The sequence below is a fragment of the Shewanella sp. genome, from assembly GCF_051658185.1.
Taxonomy (GTDB): domain Bacteria; phylum Pseudomonadota; class Gammaproteobacteria; order Enterobacterales; family Shewanellaceae; genus Shewanella.
The window spans coordinates 1-11,327 of sequence record NZ_JBOFMC010000087.1 but is presented as its reverse complement, the minus strand read 5'-3'; the positions used below and the strand labels follow the sequence as shown (position 1 = coordinate 11,327).

7 protein-coding genes and 1 pseudogene are annotated in these 11,327 nt (G+C 47.0%); 4 read left to right on the top strand and 4 right to left on the bottom strand.

Going from position 1 to position 11,327, the window contains the following annotated elements:
- Positions 1 to 70: 70 nt before the first annotated feature.
- Complete coding sequence (locus tag ACRCZA_RS03860; protein ID WP_438673161.1) at positions 71 to 3,289, bottom strand: DUF748 domain-containing protein; 3,219 nt, start codon at positions 3,287 to 3,289, stop codon at positions 71 to 73.
- Positions 3,290 to 3,915: 626 nt separating this feature from the next.
- On the opposite strand from ACRCZA_RS03860, the gene ACRCZA_RS03855 reads away from it, so the two are divergent.
- On the top strand, positions 3,916 to 4,620 hold the full coding sequence (locus ACRCZA_RS03855) for a DUF445 domain-containing protein (RefSeq protein WP_438673160.1): 705 nt from the start codon (positions 3,916 to 3,918) through the stop codon (positions 4,618 to 4,620).
- A 245-nt stretch (positions 4,621 to 4,865) separates the two neighbouring features.
- Here the strand turns inward: ACRCZA_RS03855 and cdd are convergent, their stop codons facing one another.
- Positions 4,866 to 5,759: a cytidine deaminase gene (gene cdd, locus ACRCZA_RS03850; RefSeq protein WP_438673159.1), complete on the bottom strand. Its 894-nt coding sequence runs from the start codon at positions 5,757 to 5,759 to the stop codon at positions 4,866 to 4,868.
- A 198-nt stretch (positions 5,760 to 5,957) separates the two neighbouring features.
- Positions 5,958 to 7,370 (bottom strand): exodeoxyribonuclease I, encoded by a 1,413-nt coding sequence (gene sbcB, locus ACRCZA_RS03845; protein ID WP_438673158.1) that lies wholly within the window; start codon positions 7,368 to 7,370, stop codon positions 5,958 to 5,960.
- 175 nt (positions 7,371 to 7,545) lie between these two features.
- Between sbcB and ACRCZA_RS03840 the strand changes: the two genes are divergently transcribed.
- From ACRCZA_RS03840 to ACRCZA_RS03830, 3 genes are all read left to right on the top strand, one after another.
- Complete coding sequence (locus tag ACRCZA_RS03840) at positions 7,546 to 8,373, top strand: hypothetical protein (protein WP_438673157.1); 828 nt, start codon at positions 7,546 to 7,548, stop codon at positions 8,371 to 8,373.
- A gap of 40 nt (positions 8,374 to 8,413) precedes the next feature.
- Entirely contained in the window at positions 8,414 to 9,235 is an 822-nt protein-coding gene (gene rlmA, locus ACRCZA_RS03835) for a 23S rRNA (guanine(745)-N(1))-methyltransferase (protein ID WP_438673156.1), read from the top strand.
- A gap of 300 nt (positions 9,236 to 9,535) precedes the next feature.
- Positions 9,536 to 9,745 carry a cold-shock protein gene (locus ACRCZA_RS03830; protein WP_011789734.1) on the top strand — a complete coding sequence of 70 codons (210 nt, stop codon included), beginning with the start codon at positions 9,536 to 9,538 and terminating at the stop codon, positions 9,743 to 9,745.
- Between the two features lie 855 nt (positions 9,746 to 10,600).
- Here ACRCZA_RS03830 and ACRCZA_RS03825 read toward each other — a convergent pair.
- Positions 10,601 to 11,327: pseudogene (locus tag ACRCZA_RS03825) on the bottom strand (ribonuclease E); the annotation flags it as partial.

Here is an 11,327-nt window from a genome sequence, read left to right as displayed (position 1 = left end):
GAGCATCGCCCAGGCATAGCTGGGCGATGAGTGTTAGCTAACCGATTGAGATTAAACCATTAGCAATCCATTATGGCGTGTTGATGCTCAGGTTAACTTGAGCCGCATCTTGGCTGAGTGTTACTCGGCTTTCGAGTAAAAAAATCCGCTCAGGTGCTATGCCTTGGGTATCGACGAGATAGGCTTTGACGGTTTTGGCGCGTTCTTGGGCGAGATCGCCAAGTTTACTCTGGGGCACATTTTGGGCGTTAACCAATTGGTTATAAAGCGCGATATGCCAACGAGTGGTGATGTCCTCTGCCGTTAACTCTGCATTGTTGGCTTCCATGGCAATTGTGGCTCTGATCGCTTTGGGATCTGCCGAAAATTGCTGTTGATAGAAATTGATTAAGGCATCGGCAAGCGGCCCTTGAGTGGGGAATTGACTAGGGCTAAGATCATCGGGTAATTCATTGACTGGGATGTTAGCCAGTTTGGCCAGTTGGGTTTGCATAAGCTGCTCAGCGATGGCTTGGCTGTCGTGAGCGGCATCGACTGCACCCTCTAAATTAAGCTGAAGCATTGGCCTTTCGGTTAACCCTTTGGCGATCTTATCTAAATTTGCTTGTCCTTGGCTATCAAGGCTGGCGCTGCCAGCGGCAAAATCAATGTTATCGAGGGTCTCATCTGAGCCGATAAGGTGACTGATAAAGGAAAACGGCGCGGTGACGGCTTTAGTGATCACATTGGTTAGCGCTGTCATGATGATATTACCTAGGCTAAAACTCGGCGAATCGAGATCGCCAGAGACTTCCACGCCAAGGTCAATCACCCCATTGCGGTCCTGTAACAGGGCAACCGCCAGCGAGACTGGTAGGCTGGTCGCCAAATCGCTGTGACTACGCTTACCCAGTTTGAGTTGATCGATCACTAAATGGTTACTGCCTTTGAGTTGGTTTTGCTCAAGTTTGTAATTGAGGGCGAGGGATAACTGGCCTTTATCAATGTAATAACCCGCATAGGTGCCTGAATAGGGATTCACAGAGGTGAGTTCGACGTTCTTAAAGACCAAGTCAAGATCGAGATACGGCATGTCTAACAATGGATTGATATCGCCTTTGAGTGTTACAGGGGCGTATTTATCTATTTTGCCTTTAATGTCGACCGACGCTGTGGTGTTCGCTGCTGAAGATAATTGGCTAATGGTGCCTTCAAGCTGCTCAATCCCTGAGGCAAAATTAGGGGTCAGGGAATTATCGGCAAAGTAAGCCGAACCTTGGTTAACGCTGATTTTGTTAATCGCTAAGCTAAAATCCGCTGGGGCGGCAGGGCTTTTTGCCGTTGGTTGGGCAGCGACAGCAGTGCTGTTGTTGGCGTTCACTGCGGCCTTGGGCGCGTTGCTGGCGCCGGCGGGCACTGAACGTTCTACGATAAGATTACTGATATTAGTGCTTCTATCCTTGGCGATTACCACCTTGGCATAGGGTTGATGAAAGGCTAAATGATCAATATTCAGTCGATTGAGCTGTTGATTAAAATCTAATTGATTTATCTTCATTTTTTGCCATTTTAGTAAGGGTGTTTTTTGCACATTATCTAAAACAGTTAACTCATCGAGTTCCACATTGCCTTGGTAAATCGCATGGCCTTTGGCATTGGCCGTTAATTGCCCAGTGGTGCTTAAGAAGCCATTTTTCAGTTGAATATTGATATAAGGAGCTAAGTAGGGCTGAAATTGCGCGAGTGCCAGCTTTTCTAATTGCACCGTGGCGGCAATTGCTGCCGCAGGCACGTCAATCTTGCCTTGTGAACTTAGGCTACCATTGCCATTCACACCTAAAAAGATGTTGTAATCTATCGGTGTTGCTAAGTCGCTGTTGATCTGAGTCGTCGAAAAATTCAGCGGATAAATACGCCATGGCTGAGGTGTCGCCGTGACGAGTTGCTCACTGATGTTAATGTCATAATTTTCAATGTTGAGCCCGCCGAGTTGTACCGACCAGCTAGCTTGCGCCGTTGCAGGATCATCTTTTTGAGCAAGGGCTTGATGTTGGTTATTAACGGATGGGTCATCTGCCTTGGCAGTTGATTGAGCCTCTGTGTTTGTTTCTGGCGGAACGGCGCTCTGTGCCTGAATGGCAGCTTTTGGAGTAAAGAGCGATGCCAGATCTAGGCCTTGATCATTCACCTTGGCGTGCAGTACTAAGCCATCGCTGTGGATTTGCTCGATGGTTAATGTTTGCTGTTGTAAATCGGTCGCGATCCCATCAATGGTCAGTTGTGGCAGATTAATCAGGGGATGTTCGGCATGATGAAAAGCGAGCTGTTCAAGGTTAACTTGCCCACGGTTGATGTGCAGTTGGAGTGGCTCATTATCGGCCAGGGCCAGCTGATAATTGGCCTTGGCACTGATTTGTCCCTGACTGAGATTTACCGCAAATTGCTCATCAATAAATTGCCAGATTGGCGCCAGCGCCAGTTGGGCGATTTCGATATCGCCGGCAACCTTGAGGGGAAACAGTTGAAACTGCCCTGTGAGGTTAATGTTTGCCTGATGGGCATCAGTAAGCTGGATGGCATAATGGTTAAATAAGGCTGGAGCCTTAAGGCCTGTCGCTGGCGCCGTTTGCCCAGTACTGGCATGGTCAAGGGGCGCAATATTGGCGGCCTCATTCGCCTTTGCCTGCAGCGCCATGGAATGCGCGGTATCAATATTGCTGATGTGAATATTAATATCAGGGTAATCCAGGCTTGCCTCGGTGATGTGGTCATCATAACGCAAGCGCCCATTATCAATACTTACCTTGCCAAGCACGAGTCGCAGTGGTTCAGTATTCTCAGTCGCGGGCGATGCGGGCTCAGCGGCAGCGTTTGCCGTAAGGGAGAGCAGTATGTCGTCAAAATTAAACTGTACTTTGTTATCTTGGGTGCGGCGACTCATGTGGGCGTAAGGCCCTTGCAATTGAATGGTATCAATGACGGCCGCACCTTGAAGCAGTGATTGCCAAAAATGGAGTTGAAATTGCAGATGTTCGAGTCCAGCAAATGGGCTGCCATCTTGCTCTTGAATCGCAAAATCCGACAGCGTGACATCAAAAGTGAATGGATTGATGCGGACTTCTGCAAGGCGAACAGGGCGTCCTAAGAGCTCCCCCAGTTTTTCAGGGGCGAATGCCACGATGCTATGGGGTAGGATAAGCCCGAGGGTAATGGCATAGCCTACATAAGTCGCCCCGAGGTAACCCAGAACCCTTTGGTATGTGGGGCGATTAACAAATGAATTTTTCAAAGATGAAAGCGGGTTCTGCATAGTCAAATCGAGGCTCCGATACACAAAGTAAGGATTAATTTAAGGTGTTGATTAATTTATAGTCTCGTTAGCGCGAATGTGCTACCGAATCGCGACTGAAGTCTTCGCGGGTGATTAAGGCGACTGGCGCATTAAATCGAACAACAAATGGCGTAAGTCTAGCTAATTACGCCATTGAAAACAGATCTTGTTTTATATTTTGCTAGCAAAATCCTAATGTTATGCTTGTTCAACATCGCAATGACAAAATTGAGGCCTGGGTCCAACCTTGGGTTTACATGCGCTGCTTGTGGTTAACGGGCTGCCACCGTTTGGTGGCGCTGCCGCGCAGTAAAAATCGCGGCGGATGGGGTGTGTTAAGCGGTTGCCTCCCCGCTTTCTTTGTTATCCGCTTTATTTGCTATCCGCTTTACTTGCTGATGACAAGTCCATTCTGGCTTGTGAGCGGCAGTTCGGTATCGCCAATTGGGGTAGGGCGTTTGCATGGTTACCATCAAGGGGACTGAGTGGCGCTTTGCATCAGAAGCTTTTTGAGTCGTTCGCCAGACTAGGATTAGACCTAGATCGTAATCAGTTGATAATATAACGCGATCTGTTTGCTTCATGGTTTTTAAGAGGATATGAGATTGAATAAAAGTGTCGTCACCAATGTATTATCGGCCGTTTGTGTTTTAGTCGGTTATGGTATTAATTCCGCTATTTTGCTGAATGTAGGGTTATTTGCCCTGTCGGGGGCGATCACCAATTGGCTTGCGGTGTATATGCTATTTGAGAAAGTTCCCGGTTTGTATGGTTCGGGTGTGGTCCCTTCACGCTTTGAGGAGTTTAAGCTTGGGATCCACCATCTGATGATGAAGCAATTTTTTACGACCGAAAATATTGATCGTTTTCTCTCAGAGAAAGAGGGGATTAACCAGATTGATTTGGCGCCCGTGATCGAAAAGCTCGATCTTGAGCCGTCCTTTGATGCGCTGGTCAATACCGTCGCCCAGTCATCTTTTGGTGGCATGTTATCGATGTTTGGCGGTACTGCAGCCTTAATGCCGTTAAAAGCCTCCTTCATTGAAAAGATGAAAGCATCGCTCATCGATATGGCACAAAGTGACCAATTTCATGCGTTATTAAAAGAAGAGTTAGAGCAGCCCGATGTAATGGCCGATTTGCAATTGAAGATTGCCAATATTGTGCAGCAGCGCCTAAATGAGTTGACGCCGCAAATGGTAAAGCAAATCGTACAAGAGATGATCCAAACCCATTTAGGTTGGTTAGTCGTGTGGGGCGGCGTGTTTGGCGGTTTGATTGGTTTGGTTGCCGCACTGTTTCAAGGCTAACGCGATGAGTCCAAGGCTAACGCGATAAGGTGTCTGCAGTGCTGAGGTCAGCTGCACGGCGTCGTTATCGTGAGAAACTGAGCGTGTTAAGCAGGCCGCTCTTTAGCTGCGCCCCCTCAAACGGGGCACTGGGACTGCGGCGGACAGTGAGATGTCACTGTCCGCCGTGTTGGTCCATCAAGGGATAGAACTTGAGTCGAGCCTAATCTATTGCAGTGCATTTCAAGCAATGCCAGTCAAGTATCCTAGCCAATCGGATCGACGACGATATATTCAAGTTCAATCGCCGCGACCGCCTGTAGCGCCTCCATGCTCGCTCCCACTAAACTGATTTTGCCCTGGGATGATTCGATTAATAGCGCGCGGCGGATCTCACTACACTCACGGTTATGGCGGCTTAAATTCGACAGTGCCATTTGCATGGGTAACATCGAGGGGTTAAATGCGGCATTTTCGGCATAGCGGCCACAGTAGGTCGCGCCATCTTGGGTCTCGAGGACCACGGCGGCAAAACTGTGGGTGTAGGGGGCATAACTTAAGCCGGCATGATCCAATCCTTCAATGACCATAGGATCGCTACTGTCTAATGCAAACTCAATTTGTTGCTTACTCAGCAGTGGCGTTGTGACATGTAAATCGTTAGGACCAAAGGCATAGGGTAAATAATGGGCTAATGAATGGCTGGGCTGAGCGGGTAGCAGGATGGTGACATTGGCGCCATCAACTAATTCGTTCATAAATTGCCGACAATGGCCACAAGGGCTGGCGTTGACGATCATCTTAAGGATTTGGCTTTCACCCTTGAGCCAAGCGTGGCTAATGGCACTTTGTTCGGCATGGACTGAATGAAACAGGGCCTCGCCAGGGAGCTCTAAATTGGCCCCCATATAAATATCGCCACTTTTCCCTTGAGCGATAGCCCCCACATAAAACTCACTGATGGGCGGTTTCGCGAGGGCGGCAGCAATCGGTAATAATGCCAGCAGCACTTCGTCCTCTGGCATCTGGCTCACTTGGCATAAGTGCGCCAGTTGGTCTGCGCGAATGTGCCCGGCAAAGTCTTGATGCAACATGGGAATAAGCGCATCTGCGAGTGAGGTTGGCAGTTGGGTGATGCTCCGAATAAATCTATCTTGCATTGCCCGATTCCTTTTATTGGTTAAGTTAATGACATCAAACTGGAGTCGCCCCCCGCAATCTAAGCTCGGCGCCTAGAGTGGGGGAGGCGAATGAAATATTGCTCTTGATACCAAATATTGATAGCGAATATTGGCGACTGGATAAGTCGCGTCTGATTTGGGAGCCGTCATTTGGATGCTTGAGTTTGGCTGATGTTGTCAAAGATCTCGCAGGTAATGACACAGGGCTGAAAGTAATTTTTGTTTAGTTTCATTTGCCTCGGTGTCTTGTAATAGGTTTTCAAGTTTAAGGAGATAATCTTGATCCGCTAACCGAGCTTGACAAAACTCCCGCCAACGCAGTGATTCTTGATAGTCGAGTAACTCAGGGTAATTACGGGCCCGGTAACGGAAAAGCATTTCGGGAATACGGCTATCGTCAAATTGTAGTGCCAGCGCGGCCAGATTTTGCGGGGCGGTATGACGGATAATTTCCATTTTTGCTTTATCTGCGGGGCTAAAAAAACCGCCGCTATACAGCATTAAGTCGGGATCGCTTATGGTGCTTTCTGCATCCGATTCAAATAATTGTGCGAGTTTTTCTCGCAGTTCAGGGTGACTTTTTAAACGCTTATATTGCGCTCTGGCAAAGTCTTTATCGATGTTGAGCCTTGCTGCCTGTGTATCATCGAGTATTTTAGCCGACGTGATAAACGGGCATTTATTGATATGGATTTGTTTGACTGGGATAGGAAACTCATCCTCTGCCAGCTCGCTTCTTGGGGTATACATACGCGTTTTGATCTGCTCCACATCCAGTTCAAACAGCGGACTTAAATCCATCGCCAGATTGACGCAGATGACGGCATTTTTATTGGTTGGATGGTGGGCCACCGGCGCGATTAATGTCGTACAGCCATGCTGGGCACTAATTTTAGAACTGACATGGGCCAACGGCTGCATATTGAGCACATCGACTTGGGCGCTAACCGCGGCTTTACGACGCAACTCAAAATAATAGTTGTACAATTTTGGCTGTTTTTCTTTAATCAGTTTGGCCATCGCGATAGTGGCATACACATCGGACAGTGCATCGTGGGCTTTCTCGTGACTTAAGCCATTAGCTTGAGTGAGGTGCTCCAATTTAAAACTAGGTGAACCATCTTCTTTCAATGGCCAATTGATCCCTTCGGGCCGAAAGGCATAGCAGGCTCTGACTAAATCAATGATATCCCAGCGTGAATTACCCTGTTGCCATTCTCGAGCGTAAGGGTCGATAAAGTTACGATAAAAACCATAACGGGTCACTTCATCATCAAACCGTAAAGAATTAAAACCTGCAACACAGGTATTGGGTTGACTGAAAAGTGTTTGGATCCGGCCCATAAACTCGGTTTCGGGAAGCCCTTTAAGATTGGCTAGCTGAGGCGTGATCCCGGTAATTAAGATGGCCTCAGGGGAAGGGAGGTAATCGCTGGCTTGTTTGCAGTAAAAGGATTCAGGCTCGCCGATCACATTCAACTCGAGATCGGTACGGATCCCTGCAAACTGTGCTGGCCTATCCTTTGCAGGATTGGCGCCGAAGGTTTCATAGTCGTGCCAGAATATACTTGGCTGGAATGATGTTGACATAGTTTATATCAATTAACTGTTTGTCGAAGGGGTGCATCTTAACACTTAAATCTCTTGTAGTAACATTAGCTGCCAACTCAGTTGGCGCAAATGAGATTGAAAGAACTTGTTATAACAGGTGATATTTAGTGGCATTGAGCGTTACAATTCAGCCTCAAAGGGGAATGAATGTCTTATGTATCATCAATATTTAAATGAACCCGTGGTTTTTGAGTTAAGCCATAACACTCTGGTGACGTTAACCTTATCTGAGGACATCAGCGATTTTGTGGTGTTGCAGGCGATGGGGGGACCCTTGTTAGAATTGATCGTCACCCAAGAAGGCCCACAACCTAAAATAGCCCTTCGTTTTCAACCGTTAATCGGGTTAACCCTCGATATTCAGCCGCTTGCACCAATGGCACTTAATGGGCGGCATTATGCTCAATCTATTCTTCGTCAGCAAGGACAAGGCCTGCGCTTATACAGTCGCATGGGCATCGCCCCCAAGTTTTGCGCGGCGCAGCTAAGGGCTGGCGTTGCATTTAAAATTGATGCTGAGCAAGGCTTGAGTTTAGCATTGGCATCCGCATCGGCAGCGAAATTTGAGTTGGTCTCCTTAGAGCATGATCTGCGGATCTTGCATGAGCCTCAAGTCATATTACTGGCAAAAGAGCTGTTAGCCCGGCAATATGATTATGAGGCATCATCCGAATCCCTCGCTGTCTATATGGCTGAAATTGAACAAGTGCGTACGGATTTACGGGCTTTGTTACAAGGAGAGCTTGGGCAGAGTCATGGGCGTTTGGCTGAAGAAGCATTAAGACTTGAACCATTACTCTTGCAAAAGCGGCAATGGTTATTTCGATCTTATACTAATATGTTTGAGCGCCCAAATTATAGCCGCGCGGCTAATGATGCGCAGCATATTGATAATGCCCTGAGAAAGCTAGAATGTTATGAGTTGCTAGCATCACCAGAGTTAACGCAAATGGTTCATCGACTTATGGAAGATGACTCCTAAACGCAGATTTTTTCCATTTTTCACATCAATCGAGCAAGTTATGTATTATTTATGTCCCCTGTGTACGGCACCTATGGGGTTAATTGGGCGCAGCTGGGTTTGCCCACAGCAGCATCAATTCGACATTGCCAAAGAAGGCTATGTGAATCTTCTGCCGGTGCAAAAGAAAAACTCCAAGGACCCCGGTGACAACAAAGAGATGATGGTTGCCAGACGGGAGTTTTTGAATGCCGGGTATTATCAAGCCCTAAGTGATAGGGTTAACCAGCTGGCGGTTGAGTATGCGGGGGCGGCAACTCGCCTTCTCGATATCGGCTGCGGTGAGGGTTATTACAGTCACCGTTTATTTGAGGTTTTTGAACAACGTCATGTATGTCGCCTTCAAGGTATTGATATTTCAAAGTCGGCAATTAGGTTTGCCGCTAAGCGTTACCCTCAGCTTCACTTTTGTGTTGCGAGTGCCTATGAAATGCCGATAGCATCAGAGAGTATCGAACTGGCTCTTAGAATTTACGCCCCGTCTAAGCGTGAAGAATTGCAGCGGATCATGGCCAAAGAGGGCATATTGATCACCGTTGCTCCTGGGCCACGACATCATTTTGCGTTAAAACAAAAAATCTATGCCAACCCTCGTTTACACCCAGAGTCAGAAGCGGTGATTGATGGCTTTGACTGTTTGCACCATGAACGCCTCACTTATCAGCTCGAACTCACGGATAGCCAACACATAGCGCATTTTTTAGCCATGACTCCCTATGCTTGGAAGTTTACCGCAGAACAAAAAGCCAACTTTATGTCACAGGGATTAAGCTGTGAATTGGACTTCCAAATCGAAGTTCATCGTATTCGAGATAAAAGTTAAATTTAAGTTGTTGAAATAAATTATTTAAAATGTTTAACTGTTATCTGCTGAGCCGCAGGAACAATAAAATTCTGCGCGCCGGTTGCAAAACCTAAGTTGTTTTAAGCAAAATAAATATTTCAAAGTGTCGCTGTATGTTGACTTATCTTTAGAATGGTTTATAGTCTTACAAGCTTGAAGGTTGGGCTTATATTTATGTGTTCAATACGACCCGTTCGTCCTGTAAACATAAGTAATACCGGCATTTTCCAGCTCCACCCGCCGTTAAGGCTTTAATTTTTTATTTACAGGATTTATATCATGTCTCAAGTAACTGGTGTTGTTAAGTGGTTCAACTCTGACAAAGGTTTCGGATTCATTGAACAAGAATCAGGTCCAGACGTATTCGTACACTTCCGTGCGATCAACTCTGACGGTTTCAAAACTCTTGACGAAGGTCAAAAAGTGTCTTTCACTGTGACTCAAGGTCAAAAAGGTCCACAAGCTGAAAACGTAACCATCATTGGTTAATTTTCAGTACTGTTAGCCTCTGCTAATAGTAATGGATTGAAAGAGCTATGGTTTATACCATGGCTCTTTTTGTTTTTATCGATATTGCTCGCTTACTTTTATCTTCCTACTGCTTTATGTTGTCTTTGCTGCTTTTCTCGTAGACAAAATGAGCTCCGATTCAACTTTTTCTACATACTATCCATACTATCCATACTATCCATACTATCCATACTATCCGTTCTATCCATTAATTATTCCATCGTGTTCAAGCTCGATGTATTTAGTGATGGTAATGCAGATAATCCTGGCCGTTGAACATGGCTCTACAGTCTTTTCACTACAAATAAAATAGCGGTTTGCCAACGGGTGCGGTCTCACTATTGGCATGCTTCTCTTAACTGGAGCGACTTAATGTTGCATAGAAGTCGCATTTACCTGATTTTTGCTCCACAGGTTCAGCCATTTTAGTTTGAGGCAAATCCGCGTCTTCTATCACCATTTTGCTGAAGTGACTATCGCGGCCCTTGTATTGATGTGAATGGGGCTCACTTTACATTTGGGGGGGCTGTGTGGGAATGTCTTTAGTGAAATGCAACAAAACAAGATAGCGCTGCGTTTATTCAGCTTTAGCTAATGCAGTAAGTGGATATTGGGTCATAAGTGACATAGAAAGTGGCTATTGGCTGTATGAGGGCATCTAGCTCAGATTGGATAACGTAAATCAGGGCGTTGGTTTTATAGTGGCCAAATTCAGCCGGAGTGATAATCGTGGTTAATATGCTGCATGGGGATGGGGCAGAAAGTCATCGTAGATACAAAAATGCCATTCGCGAGCGAATGGCATTTTTTATGATGACTTTTTGACTAAGACGTTTATGGGCGAGCCATATCGGAACCCGCACTATTTGTCAGTTTTATTTTAGCCGTTGATGCTTCATCGGTTGTGGCATTATCGTATTCACGACCTTTTGGTACTTCAACCTGCGCTCTCACTTCCACAACCGGTTTGGTCATTTCCGATGAAACCATCGCTCCAAAACGACTGGCAGCTTGCGGCTTGCTCTTGGGCTCAGTGGTCTGAACGCTAGCCGATGTGGCAGCTGCTTGAACTACGGCAGCGGGTTTAACGATCGCCGCTGGCTTGGTCATGGGCGCGGAGGCAATAGCCTTGACGGGATCTTTTAGGGATTCAGTTACCTTTAGATCAACGGCAGGTTCGAATGCCACAGGAGTGTCAATTGCTGCTGGCGCGATTTTTACCGCAGTGACCGCCTCAACGACAGCTGCAGTGACAGCGGTAGCCTCTGGGGTAGTGTGGGTTGTTGCTGTGACATTTACGCTGTCAGCAACCGATACACTCGCTTCTGTGGCTGCTGCACTTATTGTGCTTTGCTGCTGGGCTGGAGGGGTAGCCTCAGGCGCAGCGACGTTGAGCGTTTCGGTCATCACAGTGGGCAATGTTTCTTTTGCCACTTCTACAGCCGCTTCGGTATGCGCCGGTGCGGCAACTGGCGCAGCTAACGGCTCGGTACGCTCTGTTGATGGCACTGCAGCCATTAGCGGTTCCTCGATGATGGCGCTTGGATACTGTTGATCGGCT

What these genes read in the sequence shown, in the direction of transcription:
- ACRCZA_RS03860 (WP_438673161.1), bottom strand. Translation starts at nt 3,289, where the DNA reads ATGCAGAACCCGCTTTCATCTTTGAAAAATTCATTTGTTAATCGCCCC.
- cdd (WP_438673159.1), bottom strand. Translation starts at nt 5,759, where the DNA reads ATGCAAGATAGATTTATTCGGAGCATCACCCAACTGCCAACCTCACTC.
- sbcB (WP_438673158.1), bottom strand. Translation starts at nt 7,370, where the DNA reads ATGTCAACATCATTCCAGCCAAGTATATTCTGGCACGACTATGAAACC.
- ACRCZA_RS03840 (WP_438673157.1), top strand. Translation starts at nt 7,546, where the DNA reads ATGTATCATCAATATTTAAATGAACCCGTGGTTTTTGAGTTAAGCCAT.
- rlmA (WP_438673156.1), top strand. Translation starts at nt 8,414, where the DNA reads ATGTATTATTTATGTCCCCTGTGTACGGCACCTATGGGGTTAATTGGG.
- ACRCZA_RS03830 (WP_011789734.1), top strand. Translation starts at nt 9,536, where the DNA reads ATGTCTCAAGTAACTGGTGTTGTTAAGTGGTTCAACTCTGACAAAGGT.